The 19,932-nt window shown below is 47.7% G+C and carries 12 protein-coding genes; 5 read left to right on the forward strand and 7 right to left on the reverse strand.

Annotated elements, in window-relative coordinates; genetic code table 11:
* The first annotated feature begins 9 nt into the window (after positions 1 to 9).
* A complete protein-coding gene (locus ABQ275_RS26480) occupies positions 10 to 1,266 on the forward strand; it encodes a replication-associated recombination protein A (RefSeq protein WP_349316166.1) in 1,257 nt (418 codons plus the stop codon).
* A gap of 96 nt (positions 1,267 to 1,362) precedes the next feature.
* Here ABQ275_RS26480 and pbpC read toward each other — a convergent pair whose 3' ends face one another.
* On the reverse strand, positions 1,363 to 3,768 hold the full coding sequence (gene pbpC / locus ABQ275_RS26485) for a penicillin-binding protein 1C (protein WP_349316167.1): 2,406 nt from the start codon (positions 3,766 to 3,768) through the stop codon (positions 1,363 to 1,365).
* A 292-nt stretch (positions 3,769 to 4,060) separates the two neighbouring features.
* Between pbpC and ABQ275_RS26490 the strand changes: the two genes are divergently transcribed.
* Genes ABQ275_RS26490 through ABQ275_RS26500 form a run of 3 tightly spaced genes read left to right on the forward strand, consistent with a single transcriptional unit; the run spans position 4,061 to position 6,462 of the window.
* The gene (locus tag ABQ275_RS26490) at positions 4,061 to 5,089 is read left to right on the forward strand and encodes a c-type cytochrome (RefSeq protein ID WP_349316168.1); all 1,029 of its coding nucleotides are present in this window, start codon (positions 4,061 to 4,063) and stop codon (positions 5,087 to 5,089) included.
* A 22-nt stretch (positions 5,090 to 5,111) separates the two neighbouring features.
* Complete coding sequence (locus ABQ275_RS26495; RefSeq protein ID WP_349316169.1) at positions 5,112 to 5,531, forward strand: DsrE family protein; 420 nt, start codon at positions 5,112 to 5,114, stop codon at positions 5,529 to 5,531.
* Positions 5,532 to 5,541: 10 nt separating this feature from the next.
* A complete protein-coding gene (locus ABQ275_RS26500; protein ID WP_349316170.1) occupies positions 5,542 to 6,462 on the forward strand; it encodes a substrate-binding domain-containing protein in 921 nt (306 codons plus the stop codon).
* Between the two features lie 57 nt (positions 6,463 to 6,519).
* Here the strand turns inward: ABQ275_RS26500 and ABQ275_RS26505 are convergent, their stop codons facing one another.
* Together ABQ275_RS26505 and ABQ275_RS26510 are read right to left on the reverse strand one after the other, a co-directional pair.
* Positions 6,520 to 12,105 (reverse strand): MG2 domain-containing protein, encoded by a 5,586-nt coding sequence (locus tag ABQ275_RS26505; protein WP_349316171.1) that lies wholly within the window; start codon positions 12,103 to 12,105, stop codon positions 6,520 to 6,522.
* Positions 12,106 to 12,258: 153 nt separating this feature from the next.
* Complete coding sequence (locus ABQ275_RS26510; protein ID WP_349316172.1) at positions 12,259 to 13,749, reverse strand: ATP-binding cassette domain-containing protein; 1,491 nt, start codon at positions 13,747 to 13,749, stop codon at positions 12,259 to 12,261.
* Positions 13,750 to 13,837: 88 nt separating this feature from the next.
* Between ABQ275_RS26510 and ABQ275_RS26515 the strand changes: the two genes are divergently transcribed.
* On the forward strand, positions 13,838 to 14,281 hold the full coding sequence (locus tag ABQ275_RS26515) for a GNAT family N-acetyltransferase (protein WP_349316173.1): 444 nt from the start codon (positions 13,838 to 13,840) through the stop codon (positions 14,279 to 14,281).
* Here ABQ275_RS26515 and ABQ275_RS26520 read toward each other — a convergent pair whose 3' ends face one another.
* The 4 genes from ABQ275_RS26520 to fabF form a co-directional block, all read right to left on the reverse strand.
* Positions 14,282 to 15,079 carry a DUF6048 family protein gene (locus ABQ275_RS26520; protein WP_349316174.1) on the reverse strand — a complete coding sequence of 266 codons (798 nt, stop codon included), beginning with the start codon at positions 15,077 to 15,079 and terminating at the stop codon, positions 14,282 to 14,284.
* On the reverse strand, positions 15,042 to 15,518 hold the full coding sequence (locus ABQ275_RS26525) for a DUF6452 family protein (protein ID WP_349316175.1): 477 nt from the start codon (positions 15,516 to 15,518) through the stop codon (positions 15,042 to 15,044). Before ABQ275_RS26525 ends, ABQ275_RS26520 begins: the two co-directional genes overlap by 38 nt.
* A gap of 24 nt (positions 15,519 to 15,542) precedes the next feature.
* Entirely contained in the window at positions 15,543 to 18,422 is a 2,880-nt protein-coding gene (gene uvrA, locus ABQ275_RS26530; protein ID WP_349316176.1) for an excinuclease ABC subunit UvrA, read from the reverse strand.
* 213 nt (positions 18,423 to 18,635) lie between these two features.
* Positions 18,636 to 19,898, reverse strand: coding sequence for a beta-ketoacyl-ACP synthase II (gene fabF / locus ABQ275_RS26535; protein ID WP_349316177.1), 1,263 nt, complete (start codon positions 19,896 to 19,898; stop codon positions 18,636 to 18,638).
* Positions 19,899 to 19,932 lie beyond the last annotated feature (34 nt).

The raw sequence follows: 19,932 nt of genomic DNA on the forward strand, positions 1-19,932 counted from the left end.
TTTACATGTATGCAACCATTAGCAGAGCGGATAAGACCTGTTACGTTAGATGAACTGGTGGGGCAGGAACATCTTACCGGTAAAGACAGTATTTTAAGGAAGGCCATTCAGCAGGGAAAGATCCCTTCCATGATCCTGTGGGGCCCTCCCGGTGTTGGTAAAACCACCATCGCCAATATTATTGCACATACCCTCCAGGTGCCTTTTTATACGCTCAGTGCTATTTCTGCCGGCGTAAAAGAAGTGCGGGAAGTGATAGAAATGGCAAGACGGCAACATCATGCGGTATTGTTTATTGATGAGATCCACCGCTTTAATAAATCTCAGCAGGATGCCTTACTGGGTGCGGTAGAAAAGGGGATCATCACCCTCATAGGCGCTACCACGGAAAATCCTTCTTTTGAAGTGAATGCGGCGGTGCTGTCACGCAGCCAGGTATATGTACTGAAACCACTCGACAACGACGCCCTGATGGAACTGTTGAAACAGGCCATGGAGCGTGATGAATGGCTGAAATCCAAAAACATTGAAATAAAGGAGACATCTGCCCTGTTTAATATTTCCGGCGGAGATGCCCGTAAAGTGCTCAACCTGTTTGAACTTGTTGTCAACACCGTGCAGGAAGATCCTATTGTGATCACCGATCAGCAGGTGATGGAGATTGCGCAACAGCGTGTAGCCATTTACGATAAGGGTGGGGAGCAGCATTATGATATCATCTCGGCCTTTATTAAGTCGATCCGTGGCAGCGATCCCAATGCTGCTGTATACTGGCTGGCCCGCATGATAGAAGGCGGGGAAGATGTAAAGTTCATTGCACGGCGTCTGTTGATCCTCGCTTCTGAAGATATCGGTAATGCCAATCCAAACGCCTTACTGCTGGCCACGAGCTGCTTTCAGGCCGTTAGCATGATCGGGTATCCCGAATCAAGGATTATCTTATCGCAATGCGTTACCTACCTGGCTGCTTCTGCCAAAAGTAATGCGGCTGTTGTGGCCATCAGCAGTGCACAATCCCTCGTATCCCAAACCGGTGATCTGCCTGTGCCCATGCATATCAGGAACGCCCCTACGAAAATGATGAAAGAGATGGGATACGGCAAAGGATACGGTTACGCACATAGTTATGAAAATAACTTTATAGAACAGGAATTTCTGCCTGATGCCATCAAAGGAACAAAGCTGTACGATCCAGGAAAGAACCAGCGCGAAGATGAGCTGAGAAAGCATTTGAAGGGGTTGTGGAAGGAGAAATACAACTATTGACCAGGATTTACAGGAATAAAAAAGGATTAGCAGGATGGGCGTTTTGTTGAAATCATTATTTATAAACAACAAAACACCCATCCTGCTAATCCTTTTTTATTCCTGTAAATCCTGGTCTCCTGGTACGATAGTGAACTGTAGTTCTATTCTTTCTCCATTTTCATCTACGAGTGTGATGGTATGTTTTCCGCTGGGCGGATGTAAAGCCATCTGATGAAATTCGGTGGTGGTACCGATGAAATGATCATCGAGGTGCCAGAATATTTTGGCGGTGCTGTTGCGGTGTGTGGCGGTGAAGATGGTTTGACCGGGTTTACCGTCAATTTCTACGGGAACGGATATACGCGCATTAGGACGGGGGTAAATCAGCTCCATAGGGGCTTTATCCTGCCCCAGGGAGGCGAGGCAATCCGGTTTGTAAGGGGGCAGTTGCTCGTACGAGTTTTTACCGCGGTAATAGTATTCCTGTGAAGGCGGCAGTACAAACCATGATTTATGTTGCATGAACTCCGGCGACTCACAACTTTCCGTAACGCGCCACTGCCCTGTTCTGTCGAGATGCACCAATTGGTGATACGGACAAACGCCTACCCTGATACCTGCTGCAGGTACATACATAGAATCTTTTACATCGCATAGTTCGCTGGCCCTGTAACCACTTTTACGACATACCTCTATTTTATGCAGCTGTGCATACGGCGTATTAAACCAGCTACCGGTGTGCAATAAACGAAATACGTCGAACAGGATGGGCGCTGCCGTGGAAACACCGATCAGCCCGGGTCTGCCTTCACCATCTGCATTACCTACCCATACGCCTACGATATATTTTGGGGTGACGCCGATGGCCCATCCATCACGGAACCCGAAGCTGGTGCCGGTTTTCCAGGCGATGCGCTGGGATGATGAGAACTGCTGCCACAGCATTTCTTCACCGGGGCGCATTACTTCTGTCATTGCCTGGAAGGCGTACCAGATGGAGCCTGCGTCCAGGATGCCTTCTTTGCTTAATCCGTATTGCGATTTGCGCTGGATGTTGCGCTGATAGTTAGGCGGATGAATATCATCCATGTCATATTTGCCGTTGTACTGATCCATGTGAATCAATGTTCGGGCCATACTGGCGTACATACCGCACATTTCCCACAGCGTGGTTTCACCTCCGCCGAGGATAAGGGAAAGACCGTAATGATCTGCGGGTTTATTGAGGGTGGTGATCCCCATTTTTTGCAGCAGTGCATGAAAACGTTCGTAGCGGTATATCTGTAACATGCGTACTGCCGGGATGTTGAGGGAACGTGCCAGTGCCCGCGACGCTGGTACAGCGCCGTCATAGTTGAGGTCAAAGTTCTGTGGTGAGTAACCGGCTATTTGTGTGGGTATGTCCGGTATCAGTGTGTTGGGCAGTATGAGGCCATCATTGAGCATGGCTGCATAAAGAACGGGTTTGAGTGTACTGCCGGGACTTCTTCTCGCCTGGATAATATCTACATGGCTTTCCAGCTCGGGATCTTCCGGTTTATAAATATTGCCTACATAGGAAAGGGTGTTGCCTGTTTCCACGTCGAGTACCAGTACAGCGGCGTTGTTGATGCCATTGGCTTTGTAGGCGTTGTGATAGCGTTCTGCTATGGTAGTTACATTCCGTTGTAAGGCTATGTCTACGGTTGTTCTGATACGGGTAGGGGCATCTGATTTTTGTTGCTGATAATCCTGCCGGAAACGGTCCAGTAAATGCGGTGCATATTGCGGCAGCGGTAAAGGCTGATCTGGTAAGGGTTCCAGCTTGGCCAGCTGACAGGTAATACTGTCAATGTTGTGGCGATGATATAACCGGTCGAGCAGCTGATTTCGTTTAGTCATTAACGTTGTACGGTTACGACCGGGATGTACCAGTGCGGGGCTGTTGGGTAATACGGCGAGTGCGGCCATCTCGCCCCATGACAACTGATCCGCTTTCCGGCCATAGTAGCGCCACGAGGCGGCTTCCAGTCCAACCACGTTGCCACCAAAAGGTGCATTGGCGGCATATAAGGCGATGATCTTCTTTTTAGAGGCGGCAAATTCCAGGCGGGTAGCCATCACTGCTTCCAGCATCTTTTGCCAGATAGTGCGGGGTTGATTACGCGATAACCGGATCACCTGCATCGTCAGTGTACTACCGCCACTCACTACTTTTCTGCCACGCAGGTTCTGTTTTACCGCCCTGCCTACCGCAATGGGATCGATGCCCCAGTGATAATAGAAGCGTTTATCTTCATAGGCTACAATACATTTTTCAAATTTTTCCGGCACATCCGCGTTGTAAGGAAAGCGCCATTGCCCATCGGGTGCAATGCTGGCATTGAGCAGATCGCCACCGGTATCTTCCAGTACAAAAGAAGTAGGGCTGGTAAAAAGATGTCTGGGCAAACAAAAATAATAGGCCAGCAAAACCGCTGCTGCTGCGGCAAGCCACCATTTCTTTTTTATACACCACTGTCGGAATTTATATCGGTTCATTCGTAAAATCTGGTAAAATAATTGTCTCAATCTGCCGAACAATTTGATTCAATGGCAAATGTGAGTATTTTGCAGTCAAATTTAAAGGATCTGGCATCGCTAAAGACAGATTTGTAATAAGTTATTTAAGAGAAACCGGTTGAACAACAAAAGATTTTACCTGTAATTGTATCAGTCATAACCAATTTATAGTTATAATGATAACCGGACGTTATTACCTATAATTATTAGTTATTTGACACGACCCGCTGTACCTGCTACATTTGCAATGTACACCAACCTGTAATTTGCGATGAAAACTGAGAACAATGATGTGCAACGCCACAGGCGTATTATTTTCCGATTGGTTACCTGCCTGTTTATTTTAGGGCTGCTGGTAGTAGTGGAAACCTGTTTTATTTTTGGGTATCTATGGTGGCGGCCATCGGGTAAGACGGATACACCCGCTACAGAGGCTGCATCAGCTGTTGCTGCAAAAGAACCTGCCTTATGGCAGCCGCCTGCGGAAAGCAGCATCCCTGCCGGCGAAAAGGGCGACGCCATTCGTTATGGCAAGGCGCTGATCAGTGAAACGGCCCGTTACCTGGGTCCTAAAGGAAGTGTGTTGCAGCTCTCCAATGGAATGAACTGTCAGAACTGCCACCTCAATGCAGGCACCAGCCCCTTTGGTAACAACTATAGCCGGGTAGCTGCCAACTATCCCAAGTTCAGGGCGAGGTCCGGCACCAGCGAATCTGTTTACAAGCGTATCAGCGATTGTTTTGAGCGGAGCCTCAACGGTAAGGCGCCAGACACTTCCAGCAAAGAAATGGTGGCCATGAAGGCCTATATTGAATGGGTGGGCACCGGTGTGAAAAAAGACGAAAGCCCCGCGGGTAGCGGTATTAAAAAAGTACCTATGCTTACCCGTGCTGCGGATGTTGCCGGCGGCAGCAAGGTTTACACACAAAAATGCCAGACCTGTCATGGTAAAAACGGAGAAGGCTTACTACAGCCCGATGGCGTGGTATATACTTTCCCGCCACTATGGGGGCCGCAAAGCTACAATGATGCTGCGGGTCTTTTCCGGCTCTCTAACTTCGCCGGCTATGTGAAATATAATATGCCTTTTGGCGTAACTTACGAAAACCCACAGCTGACAGATGAAGAAGCCTGGGACGTTGCTGCTTTTATTAACTCGCAGCCACGGCCACATAAAGATCAATCCGGCGACTGGGTCGATATTAAAAAGAAGCCGATCGATTTCCCGTTTGGTCCCTATGCGGATGCTTTCTCTGAAAAACAGCATAAGTATGGCCCTTACCAACCGATGAAACCTTAACATTATAAAATATAAACCGACCATGAGAAAAGGAATCCTGCTGCTCTGCCTCTTCAGCCTGATAGGCACACAGTACGCCATGAGCCAGCGTAAAACAAAGTACAAGGCAGTGTATCAGCTGAACAGTGACAATGATAAGGTAATACGTGGCACCCTGCGTAATATTAAAAACGCCCTGGAAGATCCACGTCTGCAAAATAAACTGACCATTGAACTGGTAGCACATAGTGGTGGTGTAGCTTTATACAGAAAGGATCACCCTTATGAAGAACTGCTCCAGGACCTGAAAGCAAGAGGAGTGATACTGGTAGAATGCGAGAACACACTCAAAGAAAAGAAGATCAGTAAAGATGAACTTTTCCCTTTTGTAAATTATACACCCAGCGGAAATGGTGAGCTGATCATCAAACAACAGGAAGGCTGGTCTTACGTACACCCATAAACGATACACCATGACGAAACATATTATAACACTGCTGGTAGCGAACCTGCTATTGGCCGGTAGTCTCTTTGCCCAGGATCATCGCTTTGATCCGCCATGGAACACACCACCCCAGGGTGGTGTACACTTTACCGTACCTGGTATCGACAATGTACCTGATCTGTTTGGCGATATCATTGACCCGCAGCTGGTGATCTTTTTTGCAGGTAATCAGTTTATGGTCATAGACTCTTTAATCGCCGACTTTAAAAAGGCTTATCCACAATATACACGTGTGTTTGCAGAAACGCTGCCGCCGGGCATCCTGGCACAGCAGATTGCTACCGGATCGCTGGTGATGGGCAACCTGCGCATTGAAATAAAACCTGACATCTACACCGCAGGAAAGGGCCGTATTGATCAGCTCCGTGATAGCTTCTCTGTTGTGAAAAATTATGCGGGTAATACCCTCGCTATCATGGTACAGAAAGATAATCCAAAAAAGATCCGCTCTTTGCGGGACCTGGCGCGGAAAGATGTGCGGGTAAGTATGCCCAATCCCGCCTGGGAAGGCATCGGCAAACGCATAGAAGAAGCATATGTAAAAGCCGGTGGTACTGCTTTACAGCATAGTATTATGGAAGATAAAGTGAAAACAGGTACCACTTATCTTACGAAAATCCACCACCGCGAAACGCCGCTGCGCGTTTTATATAAACAGGCAGATGCAGGCCCTGTATGGTTTACGGAAGCCTACTATCAGCAGTTACTGGGGCATCCGGTATCTTCGGTAGCTATTCCGGCAAAGGAAAATATCAAAGCATCCTATTGGGCGGGTATTTTGAAAACAGCGCCACATCAGCAGGCGGCCACTGATTTCATGGCTTTCCTGTTGGGAGACCGCGGACAAAGTATTTACCGGCACTTCGGCTTTACGCCGCCGGAGTTTTAGTATATAAAAAAAGGGCTGACCGAAGCATATCGGTCAGCCCTTTTTTTATTCCTTTCTCTACTTCGTTACCTCTACCCATTTTCCCGGTATAAATGCATGTATGGTATTATCATACATCGCTTCGCAGGAAGTAGCCGGAAGATAATACCGGCCCAGGTATGCAGCATTCAGCAGCACGTTGTACGTACGTGTTTTATTTTCTTCAATATTAAAATAAGTATACACCCTGTCATCACGTATATCCATATACGTAGCTGGTGACGAATGGAATGCGCTGTCATTATCCATTAAGCGGGTATTGAGTATTTCCCATCCTGACGGGAAGATCTGCGACAGTGCCATTTGTTCGTAGTAGCCGCGTTTGCCGGGGTTGTGAATGGTAACAGTGGCCATGAAGTCGCTGCCCTGCCGCATGGTGGCGGGGTCCAGCGGTTTGCCGTCGCGGGTGCTGTATTGTACCTGCATACCGAGTATATCGGGATTATTGCTGGCCACCGGTTCCTGACCGGCATCGGGCTGGCCTTGCAGGATGAGGCGAACGTATAATACATTCTGTCCGTTGTTCTGCATGGTTATATTTCCCGTTGCGCCGCTAAAGGTGACAGGTACCTGCGTTACGAAAGATTGTCCGTTTACGCTGCCTTTAACGCCGTTTAAGGTGTATGCGAAATTCATTTTGCTGCTACCTTTATTGTTGCCACAATATTTCGCTACTGCAATGAGGGCATAGGCAGTTGTTTGTGTGCTATACCATTGGTCGTTTTGTGATAACTGCGCCGCAATCTGTTTCACCAGTTCATTCGCGCGGTTACGCTGTCCGAGGATGGTGATTGTTTCCAGGATCATGGCTTTATCACGCAGATCGGAGCCGAAAGTACCGCCCAGCTGATTATATGGTTTTACATCTGTGCCCAGGTTCTGCACCAGTGAATTGGCTACTTCCGGTTGGCCTGCCAGCTTGTAAGCTGCTGCCAGCCGCCATTTGGCGGGAACAGACAAGTATTTGAATTCTTTCAGCCTGTTCATGGCGCCCAGTTCGGGCGCTTTGGCCAGTGCCAGCAGGTAGAGACGATACGATTGGGTAAGATCCCCGCCGTAGAAGTTCTGTGTACTGGGCGCCCAGGTGCTGGCTTTATTGCGCTGGTATTTCTTCCACTGGTCCAGTAATCCCGGTGGAAGCGTATAACCGAGCGCCTGTGCTTCCAGCATGAAATGCCCTGCATAGTTGGTACCCCATTCATCGGAGTTGCTTTCACCCGGCCAGTAGCTAAGACCTCCATCGGAAGTCTGGAAGCTTTTCAGGCGGTTGATACCGGCTTTTACATTCCTCGTTATTTCTGCCAGTTGTGATTCTTTCAGGTCCATCAGCTGGTTCAATACCAGTTGTGGGAATACACCGGAAGTTGTTTGTTCGATACATCCATGTGGATAGCCGATCAGGAATTGAAGACGTTTACCCAGGTTGAGCGATGGAATCGTAGAAACCTCCAGTACGCCGGAATTGGTACCACTCATACCCACAGGGCTGTACGGCGTGTTCCATTGCTGGCTTCCCTCCAGCGTGTGTTCGATCACGTTAGTGATCACCGGGTTGGGGTTCCGTACATTCAGCTCTATATTTTCTTCTGCTTTCTCGCCGCCGCTGCTGGCCACTACTTTAATTTTAGCGATGCCTGTCTGCGGTTTTACTTTTACATCAAAGTACACCAGTTGTTCTCCTGGTTGGGAGAAGGTGACGGTTTTATTTTGTTCGCCTACTATTTCCAGCAATGGGCTGGTACTGAGTGTTACATTAACAGAACGGATATTTGGTTCGAGGCCAAACACTGTAACCGGTAGCTGAATGGTTTCAGACGGTCCCAGTACACGGGGCGCTGTTGTGAGTAGCATGAGTGGTTTTTTTATCGCCACCACTTTTTCTGCGAAACCGTATGCACCCTCCTGACCTGCTACCACCATGGCTTTTACCGAGCCGATGTAAGGAGGTAGTTTGAATTTATGCGTTTGTTTTTGTCCGCCCTTCAGGTAGAACGGTCCCATATATTTCACGACCGGTTTAAAGCGGTTTGCTTTGGCGCTGCCGGCATTTTTATCCAGCCCTTCATCACCGCCGATGCTCAATATGCGGTCCAGGTCAGCACCCCAGGCACCTATCACGTAATCAAAAAGATCCCATGTTTTTACGCCCAACGCTTCACGTGCATAGAAGGAACTATGCGGGTCCGGTGTTTTGAAACGGGTAAGATCCAGCAATCCTTCATCCACAATGGCAATGGTGTAGGTCATTGCCTTACCGTTGCTTTCACTCACGGTTATAGTACCTTCTGATTCAGGTTGCAGCTTCTCCGGCATGGTGATCACCGGTTTCAGGATGGTGCCGGGATCTTCTACAGAAATAGGAATGGTGCCATACATCCTGATAGGAAGATCATTCAGCGTTTGTGCATGTGGTTGCAGCAGGGTAACGTTAACGTATATATTAGGCGTCATATTTTTCTCCGCCTTGAACTTGAATGTTGTTTGTCCCTGTTGTGTTTTGAGCCAGAATGTTTTCAGCACTTTACTACCGGATTCGATGCTGACCAATCCTCTGCCGCCTTCACTGCTGGGGATAGTGAGGTTGATGTCGTCGCCTGTTTTATACTGTTGTTTGTCTGATGTGAATACAAGCATCGCTGCTTCCGCAGGATTGTCTTTCTGCATTCTTTCTGCCCATCCGGGCCAGTCAATGTACACAGATTTGCCCGCCGTATGGCCGCTTTGCAGGTCCTTTACACGGATCAGGAAACGACCCCAGTCGGGTGCGTTAATGCGCAGGCTCCATTTGCCTTTACCATTTTGCAGGGTCACTGTTTCTTTGGTCAGCAGCTGGTTGTAGCTGTCCTGGGTAAAGTTGGAGAAATTCTCGTTCTCGCCTTCATCCCACCACCATCTCCACCTGATCTTATACAGTTCTACCTGTACTTCGCGGCTGCCGGTAGTAAGATTACCCTTGTCATCCACATCCACGAGATCGATGGTGTGGTCTTTGTCTGTCAGCAGCATACCGGTGGTACGGTCGCCCTGCGGAATGCGGAGCCCTGCATAGGACGTGAATGGATTATAGGGCATGGAGAAATGATCGATACTGAAATCACCTCCTGGCTCAAATACTTTCACTTCGAAGTTGGCTTTCAACTGGCCGGGGGCCAGTTTACCCAGTTGAATGTTTGCATTCACCGGTGCTGAACCGTTATCATTCAGCGGACCTTCAAAAATGGTTTTATTCTCTGCTTCAAACTGCGCTACCGGATCATCAAATGAATAGTCTGCGAAGTTTTTGAAGCTGGTTTTTTGTTGTACCAGCGATACATCTACCTTGGCTTTTAAATGCTGTGCAGTGGCGCCAAACAGCCACATAGCAGATAAGGTGCCCTGGGAGCCGCTGCCTTTTGTTAGCGCGGTATTGCTGCCAAAATCCATTTTAATTTTCAGGCGGTTGGGCTTCACGGTTTCTATACGCACATTTTTCTGGAAAGTGGCGCCGCCTACTTTTACTTTGGCCACCCAGCTGCCGGTAGGATCATCCGCATCGGTGGCGGTGGCAAATTTGTAAAAGCCATGCAGGTTTTCGTGCTGGTTAATACGTTTATATAATTGTCCTTTTGGATTGTATAGTTCCAGTGTAACCGGGTGGTCGGCGGGGAGTTTGTTTTCTTTATCTTCCAGGATAAAGGTAAGGTATACGGAGTCACCGGGACGCCATACGCCACGCTCTCCATAGAGGAAGCCTTTGATACCGCTTTGCACTTCTTCGCCTTTTACATCAAACCGGCTGAGAGGGAGTGAGCTGCCATCGTCCAGTTTAAGATAGCCCCTTTCATTTCCTTTTTTAGCAATGAGCACATAGGGCTTGCGTTTCAGGTCGAAAGTGGCCATACCTTCCCCATCACTTTTGGTTTTAAAGATAACCTGGTTCTGATAGTCGAGAAGTTCCAGTTCCACGCCTATCAAGGGTTTAGTATCGCGTATATCCGTTACCGCTATCATCATGCTGTTGTCATTTCCTCTTTTGGCAATAAGGCCAATGTTGGAAGAGATAACGTTGCGGGACGCCCATTTGTCTGAGGTATAATAGGAGTTGGAGCAGGCATCATTACGGCGTTCCCAGCTGTAACCATATGGATAGTAGCTGTCATAGCGTTGCCAGAAGGCATCATCCTCATCTATCTTATCTCCGTAATAATTACGTTCATATTCATCATCTTCTTCATTGGCCTGTCCGTCTGCTAAGGTATCCGCTGCTGCGCAGGTAGTCATGGCATATGCTTTACGGAAGCCGATAGTGATGCGGTAGATAGCACCTGGCTCTGTGCGTAGTAATTTGTCGAGATCCAGGAAGAAGCGGTTCTTTTTGTGCAGGTTTACTGATTTATCCGAATCCAGCCTGACGGTTTTCTCTACTACGGGTCTGCCTACACGGCGTAATTCCTGGTCACCGTTGAGGGTATTGCTTTGCAGGTATTGCGGCACATTATTTTCATAGATCTTGATGATGGTTACATCCACAGCGTTGAGGTTCACCGCTTCAAAGGGCATCACCAGCTTGTTGCTTTCCGGCAGGATTACGCCGTTGCCGGGGATTTCCACAGAGGGCAATGTGTTTTCAAAGTTTACATTGGCGCTGAAAGTTTTGCCTAAACGTTTATCTGTTATATTAATGATGCCTTCATTGATAATAGCGTTGTAGTTTCCTTCCAGCCGTACGGGTGCATATACTTTTACTTCGCTGCCATCAACGGTATAGCGAAGATCGGCCTGCCCGCTGATACTGATCAGTCCTTCCAGTGTTTGCGCCATGCTGACCGGATCGGAGAACTGTACCAGCAGGTGCAGTTCTGGATCAGTTTTGGCTTTCACGTCCAGTACTTTGAAGTCGCCAATGGCGGGAACTTCCACCGTTTTTTTGCCGGCATTATTTACTTTCAGGGCATCGCCGTTCCAGCTCAGTTCCAGGTTGCGGGCTGTATTGCCACGTTCAATATTGGCGACAGTAAATTTCGACGTACGTTCGTTGGCGTTATGTTGCCAGGTGATCGGCAGTTTCTTGCCGTTATATTGTGCGGTCAGTAATTTTTCGATGGCCTGCGGACTTTCTGTATCCGAAGTATATACGGCGCCGGTAAATGACATCTTGTCCAGGGTAGTATTGGTACTGGCTTTCAGGCCATATACATCTACTGAAAAGGAAGGTTTGATCACCTTGAACCCAAAGTTGAATTCTTTGAGTGCTGCCGGTACATCCATGACCTTACCCAGCTTAAAAGTAGCTTCGTAGGCTTTACCTGGTTGCAGATTTTCATCCGGCCGGAATTCGATAGTAGTGGCATCGATCCAGTATGATTTCCCTTTTATGGACGGGGAAAAGGTGAACACTTCTTTTTCAAGTGCTTCATTCTGCGTATGTGTTACGTTTACCTGTCCGGCAAGATGTACGCGGATAGGGCTTTGTTTGGAGATGATCCCCGCGGTATATGCCTCAATATATCTGGCAAATTCGGGATTCATTTCTTTTCGTGCGGTCCGGCAGCCGCTCATCAATGAAAGTGCTGCCAGGGAAACAAATAATGCTACAACAGCAAAGAACCGTTTTGTCAGGTGCATCAGGGAATGGATTATGGTGATTAACTATTACTATTAAATACGAATGTAACAGGATTTATGTAATTAAATGGGTTGTCCTGATCAGCGAAGATAATTTTTTTTAAATATATATATCAATATTCGCCAACCAGGATGATGATGTTATATTGTAAATCACTGTTTACCGTTAGTTAACCGGATAAATTTATCTACGCAGGCCGGTAGTTCATCTTCGTAATGGGTAACATAGATGAGTGTTACGGGCATATGTTCACAAAGCAGTTCTATTACTTTTTTGAAATGTTGTTTTTGTTGTGCATCCAGTCCCTGGCAAGGTTCATCAAAGATCAGGAGTGGCGGGTTCTTTACCAGTGCACGCGCCAGCAGCACCAGGCGCTGGGCGCTTTCAGGCACCTGTTTGAATGGCGACGCTGTATGCTGGCCGATGCCAAGGATGTCCATCCAGTCTTTTGCTATCTGCACCTGGGCGGGTGTAGCCGGGCGGATGCTGCCGATGATATCGGAGAAACCGGAACATACTACCTGTAAACAATGATCGCGCGAAGTGAAGTACTGATGAAGTTCGGGAGAGATAAAACCGATCTTCTTTTTAATATCCCAGATGCTTTCGCCGCTGCCACGTTTGCGGTCAAACAGCCATAGCTTGTTGGCATAAGCCTGTGGATTATCACCATTGATGAGACTCAGTAAGGTAGATTTACCTGCACCGTTATGTCCCAGCAAAGCCCATTTCTCATTGGGTTTCACCGTCCAGTTAATATTATCCAGGATCACATTCTCTCCATACTTTACCCGTACGTTTTCCATCTTTACAATCGTCTGAAAGTCCGGTGTGGTAGTACGTTGCACCAATGCTGATATTTTAGCCGCTTCCATTTCGGGCAATGGCTGTTCCTTTTGCGCAGGTAACGGGCGCTTGATAAATTCACTGCGTGTATACTTACCCGTTATTACGCCATTTTCGAGCGTTAGTACATGGGTGATATGATCCGGTATTTCATGCGGTGCGGTAGCCAGCAATACGGTGGTGCCGTTGCGGATAATCTCATTGACCATGTTACTGAAGTCCTTACGTGCCTGTATATCCAGCCCGATGAACGGGTTGTCGAGCATGAGCAGTTGTGGCTGTTGCAGGAGTGCTTTTGCGATCATTACCCGCCGGGTTTCACCATTGGATAGTTTGATCAGCCGCTTTTCCAGCAGTGGGGCTATGCGCAGGGGTACTACCAGTGCAGGCAATTCGCTGACCTGGAGATACTCCGTCACGGTAGGCGAATTTTCCGCATCCATACTGTTGAACCGCTGCTGATAGTAAAAATCTGTGGTCGTATTGGAGAGGTTGCGGAAAGTATGATGATGGCCTACCATCGCCACCAGGTTACGGTAGTTGAAATAAGGATCGGTGATGGTATGCGTAGCGCGCCAATCGTCATAAAAGTGATGATGGATGCTGCCGTTGATAATATTGAATTTGCCCAGGATGGTATTCAGCAGGGCCGTTTTGCCGGAGCCGCTGTCGCCGGTAACCGCCCATTGTTCTCCTTTGCTGATCTGCCAGCTGAGCGCATTGAAGAGTGTTTTGTCGAGGTATCTTACGGTGATGTGTTCCAGTGAAAGGAACGGCGTCTGCTTATCTTCCATCATTCTTGGTTACACTAAAGATTCATTTATAGGCTATAAAATTAGCAGTATTATTGAAAGCTTCCATTAAATTTATAGCAAAGTTGTGTTTATGAATTGGGAAATTAAGTCCTTCGGGGAACTGACAACGCAGGAGCTGTATGCAATACTGCATTTGCGGAACGAGGTGTTTGTGGTAGAGCAGCGGTGCTTGTACCAGGATATTGACTACGCTGATCAGCAAGCGTTGCATGTGATGGGCAGGGATGCCAACGGTCAGTTGCTGGCTTATACCCGGGTGTTTGCGCCTGGCATTAGATTTCCTGAATCATCGATAGGCCGTGTAGTCACTTCTCAGCTGGCGAGGGGCACTGGTGCCGGCAGGGAACTGATGAAAAAATCCATTGCCACTGTACAGGAACATTATGGGAAGGGTGCTATAAAGATCGGCGCCCAGCAATATTTACAGCGTTTTTATACGTCGCTTGGATTTGAACAAACGAGTGATACGTACCTGGAGGATGGGATACCGCATATTGAAATGATCCGGCGCTGATTATTTTTTGGGTATTTTCTTTTTCTCCACCTTCGATGGTATCAAATGATGTTGCTTTATTCTGTACAGCGGAAACTGGTATGATATGGTGTATTGCATATCAAATACGGCATTTTTGGAGCCGCTGCCAAAGCCTGGTATCACCAGTGGTGTGATCTCATCAGATTTTACGTTATTGATCAGGATGCGCTCACGCAGATTCCATCCCAGGAAAAAGTTTTTCAATACTTCTGCTTTCAGTCCCACTACCAGTTCTACCCAATGGGCATTGACATTGGTTTTAGGGATGCTGCCTGCGAGGTTTTTACCCCAGTATGGACTATTGATCGTATAGGAAGGTACTTCATAGGTGAGGTGGGAAAAGCCGTACCGTATGCCGCCATAGAACATGTTTTTTTCTGACGGGTATTGTCTTTTCAGGAAGTTATAATCCACGCCCAGTGTTATAAAAGCGCCGCTTCCTTTATAAGTGTAGTTGGAATCGCTGAAGGGGGTATTGGTGTAACCCGCTTCTGCGGCGAGATACAGGTCACTTTTAATTCGGGCATCCGCTATTACGGTTACTTCTTTCCGGTAAGGATAATACACGGCGGTTAGAATACGGCCAAGATCGAGCCCCAGTCGTAACCCGCCGGGTACGAAGTACGAGCTGTCCTTATAAGTAATGGCAGCTGTGGTATCAGCTGCGGGTTTATGAATAGTATCTGTTTTAACGGCTGCCGGCTTTTGTTGTGCCTGTGCAGTAACGCCCCACAGGATACTACTGATTAAAGAAAAACAAAGTAAGATGCGTATCATTACTGCTGGTTACTGTCTTTAAATTAATTAGAACGGAATCAATTGTATGCCGTGTAGCTACTACCGTATCCAGGTAATAGTAAGTGCCGAAGCCGCATCCGGGTGATATAAAATGTGTGGTGCGTGTATACCTGAACGTTAGTGTGTCCGGCGTGAGCGTGGAGTCCACTTTCAGGTAAAACTGGCTGCTATCCACCAGGGGCGACAATGTCAGGAATATATTTTTCAGCCGTTGTTGTTTGTAGATACTGTCCCTTCCCAGTGCATACAAGGTTACTTTGGGCATGGTTGTGTCCCATACTTTACCTGCGCTGTCGCGCCGGAACAATACCTGCAGGTCCGAACGCAATGTCTGGTCGCAGATCTTTGTTTCATTTTCACAAGCTGCAATGGCTGCCAGTAATGAACACGTGAGTAATATCTGGTAAATGCTTTTCATTCCTTGTTTACAGTTGGCAAGATATTAAATTCCCAGCTCCTTTTTGAGGAATCTGGCAGTATGGCTGTCTTTACAGGTGCTGATCTGTTCGGGTGTACCGGTACATAAAATGGTACCGCCACCACCACCGCCTTCAGGACCCAGGTCTATTACATAATCTGCCATCTTGATGACGTCGAGATTATGTTCTATCACCAATACCGTATTGCCGCGGTCTACCAGTTTGTTCAACACTTTCAGCAGCAGTAAAATATCCTGGAAATGTAAACCTGTAGTAGGTTCGTCGAGGATATAGATGGTTTTGCCGGTATCTTTTTTAGAGAGTTCGGTGGCCAGTTTTACACGCTGCGCTTCTCCACCGGAGAGGGTTACAGCAGATTGACCCAGGGTGATATATCCCAGGCCCACATCCTGCAGTGTTTTTATTTTCCGGTAGATCCAGGGTACTGCCTGGAAAAATTCTACGGCCTCGTCTACCGTCATATCCAGTACATCGGAGATCGATTTTCCTTTGTAACGGATCTCTAGTGTTTCCCGGTTGTAGCGGCGACCATTACATTTTTCACAGTGCACATATACATCGGGGAGGAAGTTCATTTCTATGACGCGCATGCCGCCGCCTTCACAAACATCACAGCGGCCGGTTTTTACATTGAAAGAAAAACGACCTGCATTGTAGCCCCTGATCTTGGCTTCCGGTACCATCGCAAACAGGGTGCGTATATCCGTAAAGAAGCCACAATAGGTAGCCGGATTGCTGCGCGGGGTGCGGCCTATGGGCGACTGGTCTATCTCAATGACTTTATCTATATGCTCCAGCCCTTTAATGCTTTTGTAGGGCATGGGCACCATTTTGGAGTCATAGGCATGTTTAGACAGAATGGGGTACAGTGTTTCGTTGATCAGGGTAGACTTACCGCTGCCGGAAACACCTGTTACACAGATGAAAGTGCCCAGTGGCAGTTTCACGTTTACATTCTTCAGGTTGTTGCCGGAAGCGCCTTTCAGCTCAAGGCTGTTGCCATTGCCTTTGCGGCGTTCGGCAGGAACGGGCACGGCGCGTTTACCGTTGAGGTAACCGGCGGTGGGTGTATTCAGTTTCAGGATCTCTTTGGGGGTACCTTGTGCAATGATTTGTCCGCCGTGTACGCCGGCGCCGGGGCCTATGTCCACGAGGTGATCTGCACTCAGCATAATATCTTTATCGTGTTCTACAACAATTACGGTGTTCCCCATTTCCCGGAGGTTGCGCAGGGCTGCTATCAGCTGCATGTTATCGCGCTGATGCAGGCCGATGCTGGGCTCATCAAGAATATAGGTGATGCCCATCAGCTGGGAACCTATCTGTGTGGCCAGCCGGATGCGCTGCGATTCGCCACCGCTGAGGGTCCTGGTGGGCCGGTTCAGGGTGAGGTAGCTGAGTCCTACATTTAGCAGGAAGCCAAGCCGCTCGCGGATTTCCTTCAGGATATCTTTGGCGATAAGGTTCTGTTTCTTTTCCAGTCTGTCTTCCACGTGCAGGAACCAGTCGGCTAGTTTGTCGAGATCCATATTTCCCAGTTCGGAAATATTTTTATCATCTACCTTAAAAAACAAACTTTCTTTCTTCAGCCGGGTGCCATTACATTCCGGGCAGGTGCTGAGTTGCATAAAGCCTTCGGCCCAGTTGCGCACATGATCGGAAGAAGTATCGTTGAAATAGCGGCGTACCATGTTTACCACACCTTCATATTCGGTGGAATACTGGCTGCCGTCGCCGTTTTGCTCAAAGGCCATATCAACTTCCAGCTTACCGTTTTCATCGCCAAACAACAGTACGTTGCGGGCTTTTTCGGGGATGGAAGAAATAGGGGAAGTGAGTGAGAATTTATATTTTTTTGCGAGTTGCTGTACCTGTTTAAATGTAAAGGTGTCGCGGGCTTCGCCGAGAGGGGCCAGTCCGCCGTCGTTGATAGACACGCTTTCATCGGGGATGACCGCGTCCATATTGATCTGGTAGATGGTGCCCAGCCCTTTACACCGCGGACACGCGCCATAGGGCGAGTTGAAAGAGAAGGTGTTGGGAGATGGCTCTTCGTAGGAAAGGCCGGTATCTTCACACATCAACTGTTTGCTGTACTGGCTTACCTTGTTGGTATCATTATCCATGATAAACAGGAGGCCCTTGCCCATGGTGAGCGCCTTTTGTACGCTCTGGCTGATGCGGGTACGTGCATCGTCCTGCACCTGGATACGGTCTATCACCAGTTCTATGTCGTGGATCTTGTAGCGGTCTACCTGCATTCTTTCTTTGAGGTCCTGTATTTCCCCATCCACGCGCACTTTCACGTAACCCTGTTTGCGTACCTGTTCAAACAGTTCGCGGTAATGGCCTTTACGGCCACGTACCAGCGGCGCCAGTATAACGAGTTTCTTTTTATTATAATTTTTGAAGAGATGATCCAGTATTTCTTCTTCCGAGAAGCGCGTCATGCGCTTATTGGTATTGTAAGAATAGGCCAGTCCCGCGCGGGCATACAGCAACCGGAGGAAATCATATATTTCCGTGATGGTACCTACGGTAGAGCGGGGATTTTTATTGGTGGTTTTCTGTTCAATAGAAATAACGGGAGAAAGACCGGTGATTTTATCTACATCGGGTCTTTCCATATCGCCGATAAACTGACGGGCATAAGCAGAAAAACTCTCCATATAACGGCGTTGTCCTTCTGCATAAATTGTATCAAATGCCAGTGATGATTTGCCACTTCCACTGATACCGGTGATCACCACGAGTTTATTTTTGGGCAACAGCAGGTCCAGGTTTTTCAGGTTATGCTCCCGTGCGCCAAATACAGCTATCTGGTCATCTGCAGTGGCTTCTGGAGCGGGAGCAGCGGGTACATTCTCTTTTTTCTTTGCCATAGTAATAAACTACTAAGCTACGTGATAATTACGAATTGGACCAGGATTTATGAGATTGATATGATTACCAGGATGGGTGCAGGAGGTGTGAAAAGTTGGTGAAATAACGGAAGATGCCTGTTCCTTTTAAGTGGGAACAGGCATCTTAAATTTTATTGAGATATTTATTTTTTCCTGGTAATAATTTTTCTTATTTCAGGGAAATCATATCCATTAAGATTTATATTTCTTGAATACCACAATGGCATTGTGTCCGCCAAAACCGAAAGTATTACTCATGGCAATGTTTACAACACGTTGCTGTGCTTTGCCCAGGGTGAGGTTCAGGTTAGTGGGAATACCTTCGCCGAGGGAAAGGGTATTGATGGTAGGCGGAATGATGTCTTCCTGGGTAGCTTTGATACACGCAATGGCTTCAATAGCGCCCGCAGCGCCCAACAGGTGACCTGTCATGGATTTGGTAGCACTGATATTGAGTTTGGGTGTATGGTCGCCAAATGCGGCTACAATTGCTTTCAGCTCACTCAGGTCACCAACCGGTGTGGAAGTGGTGTGTGAGTTGATATAATCTACATCTGTAGGGGTAATTTCAGCATCTTCCAGTGCCTGTTCCATACCTAATCTTGCGCCCATGCCTTCCGGATGGGTAGCCGTAAGATGGTAGGCATCGCAGGTCATGGCACCGCCGATCATTTCGCCGTAGATGGTAGCACCTCTGGCAACAGCATGTTCATATTCTTCCAGGATGATAGCACCGGCGCCTTCTCCCATTACAAAACCATCACGTAGTGCATCAAATGGGCGGGAAGCATGTTCTGCATCATCGTTGCGGGTAGATAATGCTTTTAATGCGTTGAATCCTGCAATACCTGCACGGGTAACCGGTGCTTCGGAGCCACCGGCAACGATCGCATTGGCTTTACCAAGACGGATGTAGTTGAACGCATCTACCAGTGCACTTGTAGAAGAGGCACAGGCGGAAACAGTACAGAAGTTAACCCCCATAAAGCCATATTTCATAGCTATCTGGCCGGCAGCGATATCGCAGATTAATTTAGGAATAAAGAACGGATTGAATTTAGGAACAAAATTAGCCTGTGTAAATTCCACGATCTGTTCTTCAAACGTGAGCATACCACCGTTACCGGAAGCCCAGATCACGCCTATTTTAGTTTTATCTATCCCTTCTTTATCGAGGCCGGCATGTTGTACTGCTTCCTGCGCAGCCACCATAGCATACTGCGTGAAGCAATCCATTTTGCGGGCTTCTTTCTTTTCCATATATTTTTCTACATCAAATCCTTTGACTTCACAGGCAAATTTTGTTTTGAACTCTGTGGTGTCAAATTTAGTGATGGGGCCGGCGCCACCGACACCTGCCTTCAAGTTGTTCCAAAAAGTTTCTACATCATTCCCGATAGGTGTTAATGCTCCCAATCCGGTAACCACAACCCTTTTCAGTGTAACAGTACGCATATTTTTTACTTTAATAAAAAAAGTTAGAGCGCAA

The organism is Chitinophaga sp. MM2321 (assembly GCF_964033635.1).
Lineage (GTDB): Bacteria > Bacteroidota > Bacteroidia > Chitinophagales > Chitinophagaceae > Chitinophaga.